The sequence below is a fragment of the Achromobacter sp. RTa genome (assembly GCF_000757485.1).
Lineage (GTDB): Bacteria > Pseudomonadota > Gammaproteobacteria > Burkholderiales > Burkholderiaceae_B > Achromobacter.
This window is the reverse complement of record NZ_JPYO01000023.1, coordinates 1-21,096: the sequence shown is the minus strand read 5'-3', so window position 1 is coordinate 21,096 and position 21,096 is coordinate 1. Positions and strand designations below refer to the sequence as shown.

The 21,096-nt window shown below is 66.2% G+C and carries 18 protein-coding genes; 3 read left to right on the top strand and 15 right to left on the bottom strand.

Annotation, left to right across the window (positions count from 1 at the left end; translation table 11 throughout):
• Positions 1–2 precede the first annotated feature (2 nt).
• The 3 genes from JL37_RS07735 (at position 3) to dapD (ending at position 3,223) form a co-directional block, all read left to right on the top strand.
• Positions 3–1,133 carry a M20 family metallopeptidase gene (locus tag JL37_RS07735; protein ID WP_043543091.1) on the top strand — a complete coding sequence of 377 codons (1,131 nt, stop codon included), beginning with the start codon at positions 3–5 and terminating at the stop codon, positions 1,131–1,133.
• Positions 1,134–1,159: 26 nt separating this feature from the next.
• Complete coding sequence (locus tag JL37_RS07730; RefSeq protein ID WP_231570314.1) at positions 1,160–2,167, top strand: autotransporter outer membrane beta-barrel domain-containing protein; 1,008 nt, start codon at positions 1,160–1,162, stop codon at positions 2,165–2,167.
• A gap of 81 nt (positions 2,168–2,248) precedes the next feature.
• Positions 2,249–3,223 (top strand): 2,3,4,5-tetrahydropyridine-2,6-dicarboxylate N-succinyltransferase, encoded by a 975-nt coding sequence (gene dapD / locus JL37_RS07725; RefSeq protein ID WP_043543089.1) that lies wholly within the window; start codon positions 2,249–2,251, stop codon positions 3,221–3,223.
• A gap of 502 nt (positions 3,224–3,725) precedes the next feature.
• Here the strand turns inward: dapD and JL37_RS07720 are convergent.
• The 15 genes from JL37_RS07720 to JL37_RS07650 form a co-directional block, all read right to left on the bottom strand.
• Positions 3,726–4,580, bottom strand: a complete 855-nt coding sequence (locus JL37_RS07720; protein WP_043543088.1) for a class II glutamine amidotransferase — start codon at positions 4,578–4,580, stop codon at positions 3,726–3,728.
• A 93-nt stretch (positions 4,581–4,673) separates the two neighbouring features.
• A complete protein-coding gene (locus JL37_RS07715; protein ID WP_043543087.1) occupies positions 4,674–6,737 on the bottom strand; it encodes a UvrD-helicase domain-containing protein in 2,064 nt (687 codons plus the stop codon).
• 197 nt (positions 6,738–6,934) lie between these two features.
• On the bottom strand, positions 6,935–9,004 hold the full coding sequence (locus JL37_RS07710; RefSeq protein ID WP_369798525.1) for a primosomal protein N': 2,070 nt from the start codon (positions 9,002–9,004) through the stop codon (positions 6,935–6,937).
• Between the two features lie 314 nt (positions 9,005–9,318).
• Positions 9,319–10,392, bottom strand: a complete 1,074-nt coding sequence (hemE, locus tag JL37_RS07705) for a uroporphyrinogen decarboxylase (RefSeq protein WP_043543084.1) — start codon at positions 10,390–10,392, stop codon at positions 9,319–9,321.
• A gap of 142 nt (positions 10,393–10,534) precedes the next feature.
• Positions 10,535–11,368: a helix-turn-helix domain-containing protein gene (locus JL37_RS07700; protein ID WP_043543083.1), complete on the bottom strand. Its 834-nt coding sequence runs from the start codon at positions 11,366–11,368 to the stop codon at positions 10,535–10,537.
• Positions 11,369–11,552: 184 nt separating this feature from the next.
• On the bottom strand, positions 11,553–11,978 hold the full coding sequence (locus JL37_RS07695) for a F0F1 ATP synthase subunit epsilon (protein ID WP_043543081.1): 426 nt from the start codon (positions 11,976–11,978) through the stop codon (positions 11,553–11,555).
• A gap of 9 nt (positions 11,979–11,987) precedes the next feature.
• Positions 11,988–13,388, bottom strand: a complete 1,401-nt coding sequence (atpD, locus tag JL37_RS07690; RefSeq protein ID WP_043543080.1) for a F0F1 ATP synthase subunit beta — start codon at positions 13,386–13,388, stop codon at positions 11,988–11,990.
• Positions 13,389–13,425: 37 nt separating this feature from the next.
• Complete coding sequence (gene atpG, locus JL37_RS07685; protein WP_043543078.1) at positions 13,426–14,331, bottom strand: F0F1 ATP synthase subunit gamma; 906 nt, start codon at positions 14,329–14,331, stop codon at positions 13,426–13,428.
• A gap of 97 nt (positions 14,332–14,428) precedes the next feature.
• Positions 14,429–15,970 carry a F0F1 ATP synthase subunit alpha gene (gene atpA, locus JL37_RS07680; RefSeq protein ID WP_043543077.1) on the bottom strand — a complete coding sequence of 514 codons (1,542 nt, stop codon included), beginning with the start codon at positions 15,968–15,970 and terminating at the stop codon, positions 14,429–14,431.
• A 28-nt stretch (positions 15,971–15,998) separates the two neighbouring features.
• Complete coding sequence (locus JL37_RS07675; RefSeq protein ID WP_043543075.1) at positions 15,999–16,538, bottom strand: F0F1 ATP synthase subunit delta; 540 nt, start codon at positions 16,536–16,538, stop codon at positions 15,999–16,001.
• Positions 16,539–16,550: 12 nt separating this feature from the next.
• Positions 16,551–17,021: a F0F1 ATP synthase subunit B gene (locus tag JL37_RS07670; RefSeq protein WP_013391129.1), complete on the bottom strand. Its 471-nt coding sequence runs from the start codon at positions 17,019–17,021 to the stop codon at positions 16,551–16,553.
• Between the two features lie 143 nt (positions 17,022–17,164).
• Positions 17,165–17,407 carry a F0F1 ATP synthase subunit C gene (gene atpE, locus JL37_RS07665; protein WP_003815363.1) on the bottom strand — a complete coding sequence of 81 codons (243 nt, stop codon included), beginning with the start codon at positions 17,405–17,407 and terminating at the stop codon, positions 17,165–17,167.
• Between the two features lie 118 nt (positions 17,408–17,525).
• Positions 17,526–18,407 (bottom strand): F0F1 ATP synthase subunit A, encoded by an 882-nt coding sequence (gene atpB, locus JL37_RS07660; RefSeq protein WP_043543073.1) that lies wholly within the window; start codon positions 18,405–18,407, stop codon positions 17,526–17,528.
• 84 nt (positions 18,408–18,491) lie between these two features.
• Positions 18,492–18,929, bottom strand: coding sequence for an ATP synthase subunit I (locus tag JL37_RS07655; RefSeq protein ID WP_043543167.1), 438 nt, complete (start codon positions 18,927–18,929; stop codon positions 18,492–18,494).
• 351 nt (positions 18,930–19,280) lie between these two features.
• Positions 19,281–20,840, bottom strand: a complete 1,560-nt coding sequence (locus JL37_RS07650; RefSeq protein ID WP_043543072.1) for a DUF1254 domain-containing protein — start codon at positions 20,838–20,840, stop codon at positions 19,281–19,283.
• Positions 20,841–21,096: the final 256 nt, after the last annotated feature.

Below are 21,096 nucleotides of genomic sequence, written 5' to 3'. Positions count from 1 at the left end.
CCATGTCCAACACCCAGAGCACTGAACAGATCGTCGCCGGCATCAAGAGCTGGCTGCAATGCGAATCGCCCTCGAACTTCCCCGAAGGCATCGCCGCCATGGCGCGCATCATCTCCGACTATGCCGCGGCCGCCGGCCTGACGGTGGAGCTGTCGTCGCTGGGCCCGACCACCGGCCCGCTGCTGTACGCGACCAACCGCGCCCCCGGCGACACGCGCCCCGGCATCCTGATCCTGGCGCACATGGACACGGTGCATCCCGTGGGCACGCTGCTCGAGAACCCCGTGCGCATCGACGGCGACCGCCTCTACGGTCCGGGCGGCTACGACATGAAGGCCGGCATCTACCTCGCGTTGACGGCCCTGTCCGGCGTGGCGCGCCCCGGCGCGACACAGCTGCCGGTAGACTTCCTGGTGGTGCCCGACGAGGAAACCGGCAGCCACGCCTCGCGCGCGCACATCGAACGCTTCGCCGCCAACGCCAAGTACGCGCTGGTCTGCGAACCGGCCCGCCCCAACGGCGGCAAGTGCGTCACGGCCCGCAAGGGCACCGGCATGCTGAACCTGAACGTCAAAGGCCGCCCGGCCCACGCCGGCATGCAGCACGAAAAGGGCCGCAGCGCCATCCGCGAAATGGCGCACCAGGTGCTGGCGCTGGAAGCCATGACCGATTACGAGCGCGGCATCACCGTCAGCGTCGGCACGATCGCCGGCGGCACCGTGACCAACACCGTGCCTGCGCTGTGCCGCTGCGTGGTGGACTTCCGCGTCCCCGACATGGGCGCCGCCCAGGACGTGCTGCGCCGCATGCGCGAACTGTGCGCGGTGGGCCCGGACGTCGAGCTGGACATCGACGTGGAACTGAACCGCCCGCCGATGGTGAAGACCGAAGCCGCCACCCAGCTGCTGGCGCTGGTGCAGGGCTATGCGGAGCGCGCGGGCTTCCTGCTGGAAGACGCGCCGATGACCGGCGGCGGCAGCGACGCCAACTTCACCTCGGCCATGGGGATTCCCACGCTGGACGGCCTGGGCGCCGACGGCGACGGCGCGCACACCTTGAATGAATACGTGCTGGTCTCGACCCTGGAGCAGCGCCTGAAGTTCTGGGAATTGCTGCTGAAGGAACTGGCCTGACAGACCGCCGCGCCTGAGTGCCCTCCTTGGCACAGCGCCCGGGCGGCGCCCGCCGGCCGCTGCTGGCGCCCGCATTCGCCGCGCTCGCGCTGGCGCTGATGGCCGAGGGCGCCAGCGCCGCCTGCGCGCGCGAAACGCCCCAGGCCTGCGATCCCGGCGCCAGCGCGCCGGCCGGTCCGCCCGCACCCGGCCCGCAAGGCTGGTTCGTCGCGATCGACAACTGGCAACTGCTGGAAGGCAGCGGCGCCATGGCGCGCATCAAGCAACGCACGACCGGCGCCTACGGCGGCGGCGAGTTCGATGCCGGCGCCGGCTGGCGCCTGGGCGGCGCGCTGGGCGCCACCCGCAGCCGGATCCGGATCGACGCGCTCGATGCCAAGGCGGAGGTCGACAGCTATAGCGCCACCCTGTATGGCAAGCGGTCTTTCATCGCCGGAGCCGGAAAACTGAACCTGCTGGCCGCCGCCTCCTATGCCTGGCACGACATGGACACGACGCGCCATTTCGACGTGCCGGGCATATCCCAGACCTTGAAGGCCGACGTAAGCGCGAACACGGTGCTGGCCTTCACCGAGCTTGGTTATGAACTGGCGCTGTCACAGCGCGCCAGCCTGGAGCCGTTCGCCGGCCTGGCCTTCCGCGACGTGCGCACGCGCGGCTTTTCGGAGACCGGAGGATCGGCCGCGCTGGATGCCGAGGGCGGACGGGTGGTCCAGACCACGACGACGCTGGGACTGCGCGGGCAGGCAGGTGTATCGCTGGGCCCGGCGGTGGGCCGCGTGCACGCCCTGCTGGGCTGGCGCCGCGCTTTCGGCGACGTGGCGCCCGAAACCACCCTGGCGCTCGATGGCGGCGGCGCGCTGACGGTCGCCGGCGCGCCGATCGCGCGCAGCGCGGCGTTGGCGGGGCTGGGCGCCGAGCTCGCGCTGTCGCGCTCGGCAGCGATCGGGCTGGCCTATGGGGGCCAGTACGGCGGCGGCATGCGCGAACACACGGCGTCGCTGAGCCTGCGTTGGGCCTTCGGCAGCCTTTGACAGCGGCGCCGCACTCCTTCAGGAGCGCGCGTTTTTTCGCCTAGAATTATTCCCCCCAGACCGCGCTCTCGTCCCGTCATCATGTCCGATTCCCCTACGCCCATCAGCGCCATCGCCTACGGCATCGCCACGCTGGCCGCCGACGGCAGCATCCTGGATACCTGGTACCCCCGTCCATCGCTCGCCGACAACTCTCCTGCCACCGGCACCCGCCACCTGACGCCGGAAGAAGCCCGCGCCGCGCTTGGCGAGCACGTGGCGACCGCCCTGCTGCGGGATACCCGCCGCAAGGTGGACATCGTCGCCGTGCGTACCGCCATCGCGTCGCTGGACGAGCCTCCCCTGGACGCGCATGACGCCTACCTGCGCCTGCACCTGCTCAGCCACCGGCTGGTCCGCCCGCACGGCGCCAATCTGGACGGCCTGTTCAACGTGCTGTCCAACGTGGCGTGGACCTCCGCGGGCCCCTGCGCGGTAGACCAGGTGGATGCCCTGCGCTGGCAGCTGCGCGCGTCCGGCCAGGTGCTGGAGATCCGCGGCGTGGACAAGATCCCCCGCATGACCGATTACGTCGTGCCCGCCGGCGTGCGCATCGCCGATACGGCGCGCGTGCGCTTGGGCGCGCATCTGTCGCCCGGCACCACGGTGCTGCACGAAGGCTTCTGCAATTTCAACGCGGGCACGCTGGGCGCCTCGATGGTCGAGGGCCGCATCAGCGCGGGGGTCATCGTCGGCGACGGCAGCGACATCGGTGGCGGCGCGTCCATCATGGGCACCATGTCGGGCGGCGGCAAGCAGGTGGTCTCCATCGGCAAGCGTTGCCTGCTCGGCGCGAATTCCGGCATCGGCATTTCGCTCGGCGACGATTGCGTGGTGGAAGCCGGCTGCTACATCACCGCGGGGACGCGCGTGCTGACGCCGGAGGGCGCGGTAGTGAAAGCCACGGCCCTGGCCGGGCAACACGGCCTGCTGTTCCGCCGCAATTCCCAGACCGGCACAGTGGAATGCCTGGTGCGGACGGCGGCGTGGGGCACATTGAATCCGGATTTGCATTGATGCATGCCAGGCACGGGCTTCTGTGTCCGTGTCTCCGTGTCTGACACCCGTACGAGACGACGGAACAATTTGAAGAGGTGTTTCCCGGGTGTCAGACACCCCCGAGGAAAGACGTTGCTGCTCTGATTAGTGTCAGACACCCCGATGCATTGCCTCAAGCTTGCAGCGTCCTGCCGTACGGGTGTCAGACACGAGCTTGCAGCGTCTTGCCGTACGGGTGTCAGACACGAGCCTCTGTCTCCGTGTCTGACACCCGTACGAGACAACGGAACAATTTGAAGAGGTGTTTCCCGGGTGTCAGACACCCCGAGGAAAGACGTTGCCGCCCTGGTTAGTGTCAGACACCCCGATGCATTGCCTCAAGCTTGCAGCGTCCTGCCGTACGGGTGTCAGACACAAGCTTGCAGCGTCCTGCCGTACCGGTGTCAGACACAAGCCTGTCGCGCCTTGCCGTACGGGTGTCACACACGAGCTTCTGTCTCCGTGTCTGACACTCCCCCCCTTATTTCCCCGGCATTACCGGCGCGAACGGATGGTGGGTCACCGTTCCCCGCCCCGCGACGATCGCAGTGGCTTCGGGCACCTCTTCCCAGGCGCCGGGCATCTCGGTCAAGGGTTCCGACAGGAGCAGGAAAGCATCGTCGTCCAGCGCCGCGATCTGCGGATTGTCGGGGTACAGCTGGCGCAGATGGTGCACGCAAGTGTTGTGGAACAGCGTGCGCGAATCGCCCTCGCTGGAATAACGGACCGCGACCAGGCGTTCTCCGTCCAGCGCGCAGACCGTCATGTTGATGGGATGCGCCACGCCATGCCGCCGGCCAGTCTCCTCGACCGCGCCGACCATGCGGGCCAGCCCCAGCACCGGGTCCTCCTCCAGGCCGAAGCTGAGCGCCAGCAGGAACATCACTTCCGAATCCGTCGACCCTTCCAGCGAACCGAAATACGAAGGCGCGATCATCAGCATCAGGTCGCGCCTGAGCAAGGGATAGTCGCGGATGACGCCGTTGTGCACAAACAGCCATTGCCCGTGGCGAAACGGGTGGCAGTTGGTTTCCTGCGCGGGCGTGTCGGTGGCGGCGCGGATGTGCGCCACGAATAGCGGCGCGTGGATGGCGCGGGCGGCCTCGCGCAGATTGCGGTCGTTCCAGGCCGGATGCACGCTGCGGTAGCGGAACGGCGGCTCGGCGGGCTGGCCTTCCCGGGGCCGGGCGTACCAGCCCAGGCCGAATCCGTCCCCATTGGTGGTGGTCGCGCCCATGCGCGCGTGCAGGCTCTGGTCGATCAGGGAGTGCTTGGCCTTGAACAGCACGCTCTCCATCTGTATGGGACCACCGGTATAGGCCAGCCAACGACACATGACGCGCTCCTTATCTCGGCGTGGATTCCGCGCCAGAACGGCACGATAGGCGCTGTCCAGTGTAGGAGCAGGGCCCGCCGTTCCACAAGCGCCCTATTTCTTCAGCAGCGCCTTCAGCATGGCCATGCGCTCCTTCGGGTTCATGGCTGCCGTGGCCTCGTCCTCCTGGATGCGGACGTCGCCCAGGCCCATTTCCTCGATGAAGCGGGAAGGCTCGCGCACCAGGTCCTCGCGCGCGCGGCGCCGGCGCTTGCACCAGCTCAGGTTCAGGCTGCGCTGCGCGCGCGTGATGCCCACGTACATCAATCGGCGTTCCTCCTGGATGCGAGTCGCCAGGTTCTCCGCCGCGCGCGCCGGGTCGCCGACCTCGTCGTCCTTGCCCAGGTGGGGCAGCAGGCCCTCTTCGACGCCCGCCAGGTACACGTGCGGATACTCCAGTCCCTTGGACGCATGCAGCGTGGACATCTTCACCGCATCGGGCTCTTCTTCCTCGCCGCGCTCCAGCATGGTGACCAGCGCCACATGCTGGACCAGGTCGAAGAGCGTCATGTCGTCCTCTTCGGCCTTGCGCTTGAGCCAGCCCGTCAGCTCCAGCACGTTCTGCCAGCGCGTCTGCGCAGGCCGTTCCTCGAACAGTTCGAACAGGTGGCGTTCGTACTGGATGGCCTCCAGCAGGTCGTCCAGGATGACGCCCGCGGGCTCGGCGGGAGCTGCGTCCTTGCCCGAGGCCGCGCCGCGCCCCGCGCGCCACTGCATGCGGCGGATGAACTCGGCGAACGTGCGCAGCGGCTCCAGCTGGCGCGGCGCCAGCTGGCTTTCCAGGCCGGTCTCGGCAACTGCCGCCAGCAACGACAGCTCGCGGCCGGCCGCGTACTGCCCCAGCACCTGCAGCGTGGCCTGGCCGATGCCCCGCTTGGGCGTGGTCGCCGCGCGGATGAACGCCGGGTCGTCATCGTCGTTGGCAAGCAGGCGCAGATAGGCCAGCACGTCGCGCACTTCCGCCTTGTCGAAAAAGCTCTGGCCGCCCGAGATCGTGTACGGAATCTTCAGGTTGCGCAGCGCCTGCTCCAGGATGCGGGACTGGTGGTTGCTGCGGTAAAGGATGGCGAAATCCTTCCATTGCGCCTGGCGTTCGAAGCGGGCGGCCGAGACCTTCATCGCGATGGATTCCGCCTCGTGCTCCTCGCCGTCCATCGCCGACACCAGGATGGGTTCGCCCACGCCCAGGTCGGACCACAGCTTCTTGTCGAACAGCTTGGGGTTCTTCTCGATCACCTGGTTCGCGGCGGCGAGGATGCGCTGGACCGAGCGGTAGTTCTGTTCCAGCTTGATGAGCTTGATGTTGGGATAGTCGGTCGTCAGCTTGGCCAGATTCTCGATGGTCGCGCCGCGCCAGGCGTAGATGGCCTGATCGTCGTCGCCCACCGCCGTGAACATGGCGCGCGCCCCCGTCAGCAGCTGCACCAGGCGGTATTGGCACACGTTGGTGTCCTGGTATTCGTCCACCAGCAGGTAGCGCACGCGGTTCTGCCAGCGGGTGCGCACCTCTTCGTTGTTGGCCAGCAGCAGGGCGGGGATGCGGATCAGGTCGTCGAAATCCACGGCCTGGTAGGCCGCCAGCGTAGCCGCATAGCTGCGGTACACGTTGGCCGCCTCCACGTCGCCCGGCGTGATGGCCTCGCGCGCCGCGTCGTCCGGCTCCATCAGCGCGTTCTTCCACAGGGAGATGATGCCCTGCACGTGGCGCAGCCGCGCCTTGTCCGTCGTGCCCAGCAGCTCCTGGATGATCGCCATGGCGTCGTCGGCATCCAGGATGGAAAACGTGGGCTTCAGTCCGGCGTTGCGCGCTTCCTCGCGCAGCATCTTCACGCCCAGCGAATGGAAGGTGCTGATGATCAGGCCCTTCGACAGCTTGCGGTCCACCAAGGTCTTCACGCGCTCGTCCATTTCGCGCGCGGCCTTGTTGGTGAAGGTCAGCGCCACCACGTTGCGGCCCATGTAGCCGCATTCACGCAGCAGGTACGCGATCTTCTGCGTGATCACCCGCGTCTTGCCGCTGCCCGCGCCGGCCAGCACCAGGCAGGGGCCGTCCAGGTAAAGCACCGCTTCCTTCTGAGCGGGGTTCATGCCTTGGCCAATCGGTTCGCTTGCGGACATTTGAGTCGGATAGTCATGCATCGCGACGGCCGCAATGAGGGTACGGCCGGCAAGCGCGGGGCTTGCGGCCGCCCGTCAGCGGGCCGGTAATGCGCGAGAAAAAGGGGACGGGCGCAGCCGCCGCAGCGGGCCTGCCGCACCAGCGCGATAGAGGAGAAAGATCATAGAACAATCGAGCCGAAGGCGCATGGCGCCCTTCAGATCTCCAGCGGGTCGACTTCCAGCTGCCAGCGCACGCGGGCCTCGTTGGCCAGGTACGGCAGATGGTGCGACCACGACGCCAGGAATGCCTGCAGCGCCGGACGGCTGCTGCTTTCCGCCAGCAGCTGCGCGCGCTCGATGTTGGCCACGCGCACCACGCGCAAGGGGACGGGGTCGTACAGCATGATCGCGTCCAGGCCGGGGAAGTCCGCCTTCCACTCCCCCTCGGGCAGCGCCCGCGCCCGCTCCAGGAACTCCTGGGCCACCTTCAGTTCGCGCGCCTCGGCGGTGAGCAACGCCTGGTAGACGAAAGGCGGCAGGCCGGTGCTTTCGCGCTCGTGCAGGGCATGGCGGGCAAAGCCCGCGTAATCGTGCCGCAACAGGGCCTGGTAGACCGGCTGCTCGGGGTAGTTGGTCTGGATCAGGACCTCGCCGTTGCCCTGGTGCCGGCCCGCGCGGCCGGCCACTTGCATCAACTGCGCGAACAGGCGCTCCGGGGCGCGGAAGTCATGGGCGAACAGCATCGAATCCGCGTTCAGCACGCCCACCAGCCCCAGCTTCGCGAAATCGTGGCCCTTGGCCACCATCTGCGTGCCCACCAGGATGTCCACCTCGCCAGCATGCACCGACGCGAACAGCGCCTCGGCGCTGCCCTTCTTGCGCGTGCTGTCCGCATCGATGCGCAGGATGCGGGCCTCGGGGAAGAGCTCGGCCAGGTGCTCTTCCACGCGCTGCGTGCCGCGCCCCATGGGGGCCAGGTCCTGGTCGCCGCATTCGGGGCAGGCGCGCGGCACCGGCGCCTGGTAGCCGCAATGATGGCATTGCAGGCGATGGCCGCGGCCGTCGGTGCGGTGCAGCACGGTGAACGCGGTGCAGCGCGGACAATTGCTCACCCAGGCGCAGGACTGGCAATGCAGCACCGGCGAATAGCCGCGCCGGTTCAGGAAGATCAGGGACTGTTCCTTGCGCTCCAGGCGCTGGCCGAGGGCGTCCAGCAACTGCGGCGACATACCCTGCTTCAGCTGCAACCGCCGCGTATCCACCAGGCGCACGGAGGGCAGGCTGCTGGCGCGGGCGCGCCCCGGCAGGCTCAGCCGCAGGTAGCGGCCGCGCTCGGCGTGCTGCCAGGTTTCCAGCGACGGCGTGGCGGATCCGAGCACCACGGGGATGCCCAGGTCATGCGCGCGCCACACGGCGAGATCGCGCGCCGAATAGCGCAGGCCGTCCTGCTGCTTGTAGGAAGCGTCGTGCTCCTCGTCCACCACGATCAGGCCCAGCTCGCCCATGGGAGCGAAGATCGACATGCGGGTGCCCAGCAGCATGCGCGCCTGGCCGCGCTGGGCGCGGGTCCAGGCCTGCAGGCGTTCGCCGTCGGACAGGCCGCTATGCATGACTGCCAGCCCGTCGGGCCCGACCAGCGCCTCCAGGCGCGCGCGCAGCGCGCCTTCCAACTGCGGGGTCAGGTTGATCTCGGGCACCATCAGCAGCACCTGGCGCCCGGCGGCCAGCACCTTTTCGGCCGCCCGCAGGTACACCTCGGTCTTGCCGCTGCCCGTCACGCCATGCAGCAATACCGGCTTGAATCCGTCCAGGGCGGCGATGGTGTCCACGGCCGTGCGTTGCGCGTCATTGAGCGCCGGCGGGTCGTCGGCGGCGGCCGGCGCGCGCGCGGCCTTGCGCTTGCGCCCGTCCAGCCGGGCCACCGGCCCGCCCGCCGAACGCTTGCCCTGGTAGGCGGTAGGCTTGCGCAACGGCGGCGGCAGCGTGGGCAGCATCACCTCCCCCAGCGGCCGCTGGTAATAGTCCGCGGCGAAGCGGGCCAGGCGCAGCCAGGCTTCGTCGAACGGAGGCAGATCGTCCAGCACCTCTTCGATCGGCCGTATCTGCTTGGGGTCGTAGGACGGTTCGGCCGGGTTATCCAACACCACGCCGATGAGCTTGCGGCGGCCGAAAGGCACGATGACCCGCAAGCCCACCGCGATCGGGGCGTCGCTCCGGTAGTCGAAAGGACCCGGCAAAGGCACGTCCAGCGCCACCCGCACCCAGCAGGCCGCCGGGAGAGTCATGGTCGCCTGCGCTTCAGACATGGGGGCTTGGACGGTGCATATGGGAGGATGACCCTGGCTGACGTTCCACTGCCCCTGTGCCCGCCTGTGGATAACTTTGGGGAAAAGGCTGGAGCAACGTCGAAAATTGGAATAAGGCAAGATTTCGCGAACATGTGAAATCTTGTTGGAAATTCACTATTTACCTTGAAAAACAATGACTTATGAAGCCTTTCAAGATTGTAAACTAGCTTCTAAAGGGTTTTCCCCGAGAGCAATCTTGCTGTGCACAAGTGCGCGCTGCTTCGGCCCTGAGGGCCGAAGCGTCCACTTACTTACCCCCGCAGCGAACGGCTGTGTTGGTGGACTTCGTCGACCAATTCGGCTACGGCTTCCGGAGGAGTGAACCGGGAAATGCCGTGCCCCAGATTGAAGACATGGCCGCCCTTGCCCACGGGGCCGAAGGCGTCCAGCACCCGCCGCGCCTCCGCGCGGACGGCGGCGGCGCCGCCGAACAAGGCCATCGGATCCAGGTTGCCCTGGAAGGCCACCGCATCCCCCGTACGGCGGCGCGCGGCAGCCAGATCCACCGTCCAGTCCAGGCCCACGGCGTCGCAGCCGCAGGCTGCGATCTCTTCCAGCCATTGGCCGCCGCCCTTGGTGAATACGATGACCGGCACGCGGCGGCCTTCGTTTTCGCGCTTCAGCCCTGCCACGACCTTCCTGGTGTAGGCCAGCGAGAATTGCTGGAACAGGCCATCCGCCAGCACGCCGCCCCAGCTGTCGAACAGCATCACGGCTTGCGCGCCGGCGGCGATCTGCGCGTTCAGGTATTGCAGCGTGGCCTCGGCGTTGATCTCAAGAATGCGGTGCAGCAGGTCGGGCCGCGCATACAGCATGGTCTTGATCAGGCGGTAGTCGTCGCTGCCCTGGCCTTCGACCATGTAGCAGGCGATGGTCCAGGGGCTGCCGGCGAAACCGATCAGCGGCACCTTGCCGTCCAGCTCGCGCCGGATCACGCCCACGGCGTCGAACACATAGCGCAGCTTGTCCATGTCCGGCACCGCCAGGCGCGCCACGTCTTCCTCCGTGCGCACCGGGCTGGCGAAGCGCGGGCCCTCGCCTTCAGCGAAGTCCAGGCCCAGGCCCATGGCGTGCGGCACGGTCAGGATATCGGAGAACAGGATGGCCGCGTCCAGGTCGAAACGCTCCAGCGGCTGCAGCGTCACTTCCGCGGCGTAGTCCGGGTTCTGAGCGAGGCCCATGAAAGAACCCGCGCGGGCCCGCGTCTGGCGATACTCGGGCAGGTAGCGTCCCGCCTGGCGCATCAGCCAGATGGGGGTGTAGGGCACGGGCTCGCGCAGAAGCGAGCGCAAGAACACATCGTTCTTCAAGACGGAAGCAGACACGACTATCCTCGATGATCGGAAGCCGTGATTTTACTTCCCCTGGCTGACAAGGCACGGGAACCTTCACCGGTGGGCTTGCCCGGGCGCAAGGCGCGCGCTCTTTGAGATGCAAGCCCCCCGCCCGCGCCTGGCCGCGCCGGGTTCAGTCTTCGCGTTCCTGCGCGGCCTGCCGGTAGGGAGCCGCCTCGATGCCATGCTTGCGCATCAGCGCCCAGAACGCCCGCCGGTGCTTGCTGCAGGCGCGGGCCGCCTGCGCCACGTTGCCGCCGTGCCGCGACAATGCCAGGCGGATGTAGTCGCGCTCGAAGCCGTCCACCACCCGGGCCTTCGCCGCGCGGAAGGATTCCTGCACGCTGCGATGGTGCTGATGGCGCAGGTGGGACAAGGCCTGTTCGACCACGTCCGCCGGCACCCTGGGCCGCGACGGGGCGGGCTGGCGGATGCCGCCGGCGGCCGCGGGCCACGCCATTGCGGGATAGTCCGCCGCGGGCTCCCGCAGGCTTGCCAGCCGGGCATCGCGCCACGAAGCGGGCCTGGCCAGGCGGCCCAGCCGCACCCGCATGGTTTCCTGGCACACGGGCTGCATCATGAAATCCCGGGCGCCCAGGCTCAGCAGGTCTTCGATCGCCGGCGCCTTCACATCCTGGACGAGCAGCAGGACCGGCGTGCTCAATGCACTGCCTGCCTGCTGCAAGGCCATCCGCGTCCAGGCGAGCGTTGCGGGCGCCACGGGCAGGATGCAGGCATCGTAGCGCTTCAGCGCCACCGCCAGCCGCCCAAGCGCCCGCACGTCCGGGCCTTCCGGCGCCTCGGGCCCCTGGAGGGCCGGCGCGGCAAGCGCGTAGCGCAGGGGATTCAGCGGCACCAGATGCAGCCGCAGCCGCGTCTTGCCGACGGGATGCCGGCCGACCCAGTCGCGCATGGCCGCTTCCTGGCCAGGCGCCAGCAGAACGCCGCAATCCAGAACGTCTCGCACACGACCCTCCTATGCTTGATGGAACCAAGCCGAAGGCTACTGGCCGGGCGTGCCGCGCGGCTATTCGTATTGAACGCATTGCGGTCGGCACAGGCATCGCGCATATGGTCCGCGCAATGAAAAAAGCGGCCCCCGGGGGCCGCTTTCTGGAGTCCGGGGCGAACCCGGACGAGCCGTGCGCCGCTTAGTGCGAACGGCCGCCTTGACGCAGCTTACGCGCCGCGATGGCTTGCGCAGCCAGCATGGCGAGTTCGGCTTCGACGACGGCGATGTCCGCCTTGTCCTTGGCGTTCGCCAGGGCCTCTTCGGCCTTCTGACGCGCTTCCAGGGCGCGGGCTTCGTCCAGGTCGGCAGCACGGATGGCCGTGTCGGCCAGGACCGTGACGCTGCCCGGTTGCACTTCCAGAATGCCACCGGCGACGAAGACGTTTTCCTCGCCCTGGTCGGCGCGAACGATCTTGACCGTTCCGGGGCGGATGCGCGAGATCAGCGGGGTGTGGCCGGGCAGAATGCCCAGCTCGCCGGACTCGCCAGGCAGAACCACGAACTTCGCCTCACCGGAGAAGATCGCTTCCTCTGCGCTGACCACATCGACATGCAGGGTAGCCATAGTGGATCCTTATTGCAGTTTCTTGGCCTTCTCGAAGGCCTCGTCAATCGTGCCGACCATGTAGAAGGCCTGCTCGGGCAGCGAATCGCATTCGCCGTCGACGATCATCTTGAAGCCACGGATCGTTTCGGCCAGCGGCACGTACTTGCCGGGCGAGCCGGTGAACACTTCGGCCACGTGGAACGGCTGCGACAGGAAACGCTGGATCTTACGAGCGCGGGCCACGGCCTGCTTGTCTTCCGGCGACAGTTCGTCCATGCCCAGAATCGCGATGATGTCGCGCAGTTCCTTGTAGCGCTGCAGCGTCTGCTGCACGCCACGGGCCACGGCGTAGTGCTCTTCGCCCACGACTTGCGGGTCGAGCTGGCGGCTGGACGAATCCAGCGGGTCCACGGCCGGGTAGATACCCAGGGCGGCGATGTCACGCGACAGCACGACGGTCGAGTCCAAGTGCTGGAAGGTCGTGGCGGGCGACGGGTCGGTCAAGTCGTCGGCAGGCACGTACACGGCCTGGATCGAGGTGATCGAGCCGGTCTTGGTCGAGGTGATGCGCTCTTGCAGAACGCCCATTTCCTCGGCCAGCGTGGGCTGGTAGCCCACCGCCGACGGCATACGGCCCAGCAGAGCGGACACTTCGGTGCCGGCCAGGGTGTAACGGTAGATGTTGTCGACGAAGAACAGGATGTCGCGGCCTTCGTCGCGGAACTTCTCGGCCATCGTCAGGCCGGTCAGCGCCACGCGGAGACGGTTGCCCGGGGGTTCGTTCATCTGACCGAACACCATGGCCACCTTGTCCAGAACGTTCGACTCTTCCATTTCGTGGTAGAAGTCGTTGCCTTCGCGGGTACGCTCACCCACGCCGGCGAACACCGACAAGCCGCTGTGCTGCTTGGCGATGTTGTTGATCAGTTCCATCATGTTCACGGTCTTGCCCACGCCGGCACCGCCGAACAGGCCGACCTTGCCGCCCTTGGCGAACGGGCAGACCAGGTCAATAACCTTGATGCCGGTTTCCAGCAGCTCGACCGAAGGCGACAGTTCGTCGAACTTCGGGGCGGCCTGGTGAATGGCGCGCTTTTCGTCGGCGTTGATGGGGCCGGCTTCGTCGATCGGGCGACCCAGCACGTCCATGATGCGGCCCAGGGTGCCGTGACCGACGGGCACCGAGATCGGGGCGCCGGTACGGGCCACGGCCATGCCGCGGCGCAGGCCGTCGCTCGAACCCAGGGCGATGGTACGCACCACGCCGTCGCCGAGCTGTTGTTGCACTTCCAGCGTCAGACCCTTTTCGGCGAACGAGGAACCCTCGTCAGCCAGGGTGAGCGCTTCGTAGATCTTGGGCATTTCATCGCGGGGGAACTGAATGTCCACCACGGCGCCGATGCACTGAACGATGGTTCCGTTGCTCATGTCGATTCCTTGATATTTTGACGGGATACTGCCCGGTTTACACCGCGGCAGCGCCCCCTACGATTTCCGAAATTTCCTTGGTGATCGCCGCCTGGCGGGTCTTGTTGTAGACCAGCTGGAGGTCGCCGATGACCTTCTTCGCGTTGTCCGACGCCGCCTTCATGGCGACCATACGAGCGGACTGTTCCGAGGCCATGTTCTCGGCCACGGCCTGATACAGAAGGCCTTCGACGTAGCGCTGCAGCAGGTCGTCGATCACGCTCTTGGCGTCCGGTTCGTAGATATAGTCCCAGCTATAGTCAGACTTGACCTCGGACGTCTCGGCCAGGGACTCCGCGCCCGACTGGAAGGGATCATCCAAACCGGAGGACAGCGGCAGCAGGCGCAAGAACACCGGCTCCTGCCTCATCGTGTTGATGAAGCGGGTGGTCGCCACATAGAGCGCATCGATGCGGCCTTCGAGGTAGTCGTCCAGCTGCACCTTGATGGCGCCCAGCAGGCGATCGAGGTCGGGCTTGTCGCCCAGTTGGACTTCCTGCGACACCAGCTTGGCGCCGATGCGGGTCAACAGGCCTAGGCCCTTGTTGCCGAATGCGGTTGCCTGCGCCTTGATGTTCTTGGCCTCGAATTCCTTGAGGCGAGACAGCGTGAGGCGGCTGATGTTGGTGTTCAGGCCACCGCACAGGCCCTTGTCGGTGGTGACCAGCACCACGCCCACCGCCTTCACTTCACGTTCCTGAAGGTAGGGGTGGTTGTACTCAGGGTTGGCCTGCATCAGATGCGCGGCGATCTCGCGCACCTTGGTGGCGTACGGACGGCCCGCGCGCATCCGCTCCTGCGCCTTGCGCATCTTGGATGCGGCGACCATTTCCATCGCCTTGGTGATCTTGCGCGTGTTTTGCACGCTCTTGATCTTGGTTCGGATTTCCTTGATTCCGGGCATTGCGCTTTCCTGTTGAGACGGCTGGCGGGGTCGGCTTGCGCCGCTCCCGCCCTACCGTAGGATGGGCTTGCGCCCATCGACTACGCCAGACCTTGCCTTAAAAAGCACCGTGCTTCTTGAAATCCTGGAGCGCGGCGGCCAGTTCGGCGTCGTCGTCCTTGGACAGTTCCTTGGTGTCTTCGATGCGCTGGATCAGGGCGGCATGCTTGGCCTTGAGGTGGTCCTTGAAGGACTTCTCGAAGGACAGCACCTGAGCCACGTCCACGTCATCGAGGTAGCCGTTGTTCACGGTGTACAGCGACACGGCCAGTTCCCACACCTGCAGCGGCTGGTATTGCGGCTGCTTGAGCAGTTCGACCACGCGCTTGCCGCGCTCCAGCTGGCGACGGGTGGCGTCGTCCAGGTCGGAGGCGAACTGCGCGAAGGCGGCCAGTTCACGGTACTGCGCCAGGTCGGTACGGATACCGCCGGACAGCTTCTTGATGACCTTGGTCTGGGCGGCGCCACCGACGCGCGACACCGAAATACCGGCGTTGATGGCGGGGCGGATACCGGCGTTGAACAGGTCGGTTTCCAGGAAGATCTGGCCGTCGGTGATCGAGATCACGTTGGTCGGAACGAAGGCCGACACGTCACCGGCTTGCGTTTCGATGATCGGCAGCGCGGTCAGCGAGCCGGTCTTGCCCTTGACGGCGCCGTTGGTGAACTTCTCGACGTACTCTTCGTTGACGCGAGCGGCACGCTCCAGCAGGCGCGAGTGCAGATAGAACACGTCGCCCGGATAGGCTTCGCGGCCCGGCGGACGGCGCAGCAGCAGCGAGACCTGGCGGTAGGCCCAGGCTTGCTTGGTCAGGTCGTCATAGACGATCAGGGCGTCTTCGCCGCGATCGCGGAAGTATTCGCCCATCGTGCAGCCGGCGTAGGCGGCCAGGTACTGCATGGCGGCCGAGTCGGAGGCCGAAGCGGCCACGACGATGGTGTATTCCATGGCGCCGTGCTCTTCGAGCTTGCGCACCACGTTGTTGATGGTCGATGCCTTCTGGCCGATGGCGACGTACACGCAGGTGACGTCCTTGCCCTTCTGGCTGATGATGGTGTCGACGGCGACGGCGGTCTTGCCGGTCTGGCGGTCGCCGATGATCAGTTCGCGCTGGCCGCGGCCGATCGGAACCATCGAGTCGATAGCCTTGACACCGGTTTGCAGAGGTTGCGACACCGAGCGGCGGGCGATAACGCCGGGGGCCACTTTCTCGATGATGTCGGTTTCCTTGGCGTTGATCGGGCCCTTGCCGTCGATCGGCAGACCCAGCGTGTTCACCACGCGGCCACGCAGTTCGGGGCCGACCGGCACTTCCAGAATGCGGCCGGTCGTCTTGACCTGGTCGCCTTCCGACACGCCGGTGTAGTCGCCCAGAATCACGGCGCCGACGGAGTCGCGCTCGAGGTTCAGTGCCAGACCGAAAACATTATTGGGGAACTCGAGCATTTCGCCCTGCATCACGTCGGACAAGCCGTGGATGCGGGTAATACCGTCGGTCACGGAGACGACGGTACCTTGGGTACGAACATCAGTCGAAGCGCCCAGGCCCTCGATGCGGCTCTTGAGCAGTTCGCTGATCTCGGAGGGATTGAGTTGCATATTGACTCCTGGAATCCTGTTAGTTGCCTTAAGCGGCGAGCTGATCGCGCATGCGGGCCAACTGGGCTTGTACGGAAGTATCGAGCACTTGGTCACCGACGGCCACGCGCACGCCGCCAATCAGCGACGGATCGACGGTGACGCTGGGCTTGAGCTTGAGACCGAATTTTTGTTCGAGCGCGGCAACCAGTTCTTGGACCTGGGCATCGCTCATCTCGAACGCGCTGGTGATTTCCGCCTGCGCCGTGCCGTCGTGTTGATTCCGCAGCGCCGCGAATTGCGTGGCGATGTCCGGCAGCAGCAACAGCCGGTCGTTCTCGACCAGCAACGCGATGAAATTGCGGGCGGCTTGAGGCAGTTCGGCCTTGATCAGGCCGGAAAACAGCTCGACGCGCTGCTTGTCGCCCAGACGCGGATCGGCCATGGCCTCGCGCACGTCGGGGTTGGAGGCGACCTGCGACATTTCGCCGACCAGGTCGGACCAGGCCGGCAAGCCGGCCTTGTCGTCGCGCGCCGCGCTGAAGAGCGCCTCGGCGTAGGGCCGGGCAACAGTGGAAAGTTCAGCCATGGCGGTCCCGGATTAAAGCTGCGCGCGGAGCTGGTTGAGCAGCTCCGCGTGTGCGCGGGCGTCAACCTCGCGCTTGAGGATCTGTTCGGCACCCTTCACGGCCAGCGCGGCGACGTCGTCGCGCAGCAGGTCGCGGGCACGCTGGACTTCCTGCGCAGCGTCCTGGGCAGCCTGCGCCACGATACGGGCGCGTTCGGCTTCCGCTTCGCGGCGGGCCTGCTCGATCAGGGAGGCAGCTTGCTTCTCGGCCTCGATGATGCGTGCATGGTTTTCGGACTTGGCAGAAGCCTCGATCAGACTGACGCGCGCCTGGGCCTGGGCCAGATCGGCCTTGCCCTTCTCGGCGGCGGCCAGGCCGTCGGCGATTTTTTGGCGGCGCTCGTCCATCGCCTTCGTCAGAGGAGGCCACACGAATTTCATCGTGAACCAGCCCAGAACGAAGAACACGAGCATCTGGAAAATGATCGTCGCGTTCAGATTCACGGTCGTTCCTTTAACACCTTTCGGCTCCGGCCGCACCCAGGAGGGGAGCTACGGAGCACTCGATACTTTGCTGGGCGGCGATGCGCGGTAGTCCTGCACCGCCGCCAGCGTCATGACCCGCCTTTTCGCCGGCGGGCGGTGCCTTAGCCGACGAACGGGTTGGCGAAGGCGAACAGCATGGCGATACCCACGCCGATCAGGAATGCCGCGTCGATCAGGCCAGCCAGCAGGAACATCTTCGTTTGCAGAGCGTTCATCAGCTCAGGCTGACGAGCCGAGGCTTCCAGATACTTGCCGCCCATCAGTGCGATGCCGATGCAAGCGCCGATAGCGCCCAGACCGATGATAAGACCGCAAGCGAGGGCAACGAAAGCGACGTTGGTCATGACAACTCCTTGGTTAGAAATCTGAAGTCAAAAATTGAAAAATAAGGGGTACAGCTCAATGCAAGATAATCTTGCTATCCCGCGCTGGCCGGATGGCCAACGCAGGAAATTCGGGGGATCAGTGGCCTTCGTGCGCCTGGCCGAGGTACACCAGCGTCAGCATCATGAAGATGAAGGCCTGCAGCAGGACGATCAGGATGTGGAAGATCGCCCAGATGGAGCCGGCCAGGATGTGGCCCAGGCCCAAGCCGATGCTGGCGCCGTTGAAACCGGTCCAGGCGCCGCCCAGCAGCGCGATCAGCATGAAAATCAGTTCGCCGGCGAACATGTTGCCGAACAACCGCATGCCCAGCGAGACGGACTTGGCGGCGTACTCGATCAGGTTCAGCAGCAGGTTGAAGGGAGCCAGGACCAGGGCGCCGATGCCGTGCGCGTGGAACGGCGCGGTGAACAGTTCCTTGACGAAGCCGCCCGGGTGCTTGATCTTGATGCCGTAGTAGAACATCAGCAGCAGCACGCCCAGCGACATGCCCATCGGCACGTTCAGGTCGGCGGTCGGCAGAATGCGGTGGTAGTAGAGCGGGTCGCCGTGGTGGGCGCCCAGGCCGGTCATGCGCCAGATCGAGGGCAGCAGGTCGACGGGCAGCAGGTCCAGCGCGTTCATCAGGATGATCCAGAGGAACACGGTGAGCGCCAGCGGGGCGATGAAGAGACGGCTCTTGGCGTTGTGGACGATGCCCTTGGCCTGGTCGTCGACCATGTCGACGATCATTTCCACGAAAGCCTGGAAGCGGCTGGGAACGCCGCTGGTGGCGCGGCGCGCGGCGCGCCACAGGAAGAAGATGACGATCAGACCCATCAGGCCGGACCAGAACAACGAGTCGTAATTGATGATGTCGAACTGAGCGATAGCGCTCTGTTTCTCGCCCGTATTGTTCAGATGCACCAGGTGATGCTGAATATACGCGGACTGAGGCGACACGTCGCTGGCAGCAGCCATTTGAATCCTACCCTATTTGCTGTATGCCCGACCCTTGCGAATCGGACGATTCCACGATTTCGTTTGCCGCGAACCTGCTCGGCGCTAAGACAACTTGCGGAACATCAGGAGCAAGAGATAACCCTTCAATGTGAGTATCAGTCCGAGCAGCGCGGCAGGCCATACGAGGCTGTCCTGCGCCACACGCGAAAGCAGCCACAACAGCAATGCCGTTGCGAACAACTTGATCAACTCACCAGAGAGAAAGGTAAAAGGACTGGCTCTACCGGCCCGCACGCTGACAGCAAGGCGCAATGCGAACAACGCATTGGGTATGAAATACGCCCCCGCCCCCGCCAACGCCGACCAACCTGCCGCCGACCCTCCGACAACCCCCGCAATTACCGCTGCTGCGAGCCCCATGGCGCCTTGCGCAGCCAATGCCAACAGGAGCCCGCGGCTTGCTTGAGCATCCAGCGCCGCGCGGTCCGCGTCGCTAAGTACCAGAACTTTATCCGCCGCGCCTTGGTCGAACCCTTCCATACCTTGGCCCTCAACCGGACTCTGCCGCAAATCCTGCAAATTTTGCTGCATGGAGTTCTGTTGCATCAAACTTCCTCGCTTTGCTTCTTGCCCCTGTCAGAACTGGCGCATCCTGTGCACCACGTGTTCTTATCCCGCAAGCGTCAAACCCGCAGAGTATAGCTTGATTCTTTTTACCCGAGCAAATGAACTTTCGGGCGTTTGTAAGGTGGAAACAACGCCCGTCCTGTCGAAGAAATTAGGGACGCGAACGGTGCCGGACCAGCCCCGCGCCGCCCTCTCCCCGCCCCGCGCGCCAAAACGCCAGGCCGCCCGGGACGAGCGGCCTGGCGCGGGCCTGTCGCAGGCGGCTCAGTCTTCCTTGACCGGCGGCGGCGCCCATTGGCCATCCAGCGCAGTGTCCTGCGGCCAGTACAGCCGCATGCTGAGCAGGAAAGGCGCATCGGCGGCCGGAGTCGCAAGCCAGTTCGAGCGCTTGCGTTCGCCCGGATCGCGCTGCTGGACATAGATGTCCAGCGAACCGTCCGCGTTGTACTTCAGGGCATCCGTACTGCGGAGCACATAGCGGTTGGCCGGATTGTCGGCGAAACCGTACTGGGCGTTATAGACGTGCAGCGACCAGAACGCGTTGGCCGGCGGCAACTGGCCCTTGTCGAAATGCAGCACGTAATCCTCGTCGGAATTCAGCACGCGGCCCTTGGAGTCGGACATCGTGACCGGATACAGGACGTCTTCCGGCGTCGGGGCGCCCAGCCCCGCATAGGCGATCGCGGCGCGGCGGCCGTAGTCGGTGCCGTAGGTCCCGATGCCGGACAGCACGGTATTCCAGCCGTTGAGCGGCGTGCCCAGGCGCGACACGCCGTCGGCGATACGGCGGCCGGCCAGCGGCTGGGCGTCGGTCAATGCCTGCTGCACGGCCGGGCTCAGGCTGCCGTACGAGAAGGGGCGCTGGCTGTCCAGGCCGATGCGGCGCATGCGGTCGAGGATGGGCGTGTCGTTGGCGTGCGGGGGATTATTGCGCAGCACGTCGAAAAACAGCGTAAAAAAGGAAGCGGCATCCATCGCCGCGGCCTGCTCCGCGGGCGTGCCGTCGGGCAGTGCAGGCGCGGGCGCCGGTGCCCGCAGGTCGCTGCCGATGGGGGCAGTCCCCACGCCGGGGCCGGTCTGCGGATAGGCGCTGCCGGCATTGCGGTTGCGCGCCGGCCGCGAGGCTGGCGCGGCGGGCACGACCAGCGGGCTGGCGGTCATGCCGGCCTGGATCTGATTGACCGCGGCATAGTCCTGGGGGCCGCCCGTCTGGGTCCAGCCGATGAGCCAGCCGGTGGCCGTCGGGCTGTGGATCACATCCATGCCGGCGGGCGTGCTGCCCTGCCAGCCGGGGCCGACGATGACGAAGGATTGCGCGCCCTTGCCATTGGTGCGCGCGCCGCGCGAGGCGAATACGTCGCTCCACATGTCCAGCGCGGACAGCACCGAGTAGCGGTCGCCCGTGGCGGGCAGGTTCACGATCAGGGGGGCCCGGGATACGTCGAACCACAAGCTGGAATACAGCGCGTCCGCACTGGGCCACGGCGTGTCGGCGGCGCGGGGATCAGGGAACGAGGCCTTGTGGCCGAACTGGTTCATCGGCGCCTTGCCGTCCAGCGGGCTCTGCACCGCCGTGGCCTTGCGGCGGGCCAGCTCCATCAGGACCATCGGATATGCGTAGACATAGGCGTCGATGGCCGTGTCGCGCAATTCCTGCTCGCTCATCTGCGGCGCGGGCGCCGACGAGGCGGGATACGGCGTTTCGGATACGAGGCGCAGGGATGGACGCGGGGACTGAGCCTGGACGGCGGTGACGAAGCAGGCGCTCAACGCGCCTGCGAGTACAGCGGCGGACCACCGGCGGGTAGCGATAGACGTACGCATGCAAGGCTCCTTTTTGGTGTTGTTTGCAAGCGAGCCGCCGCGCGGGACTTGCCAGTTCGGGCAAGCCTCTCTGGCGCGGCACCTCAAGATGACGCCCATCCAGGATAGGACCGAACCCTGCAACAAGGTGCTGACCAAGCGTTTCAAGGCGCAACGAGAGGGAATAGGCCCCCACGCTGCGCACGCTTTGCGTGCTTGCTGCCCCCCCGAGGGGGCTGGCTGTACAGACCGGGGACATAGGTAACAGGTGTACGGG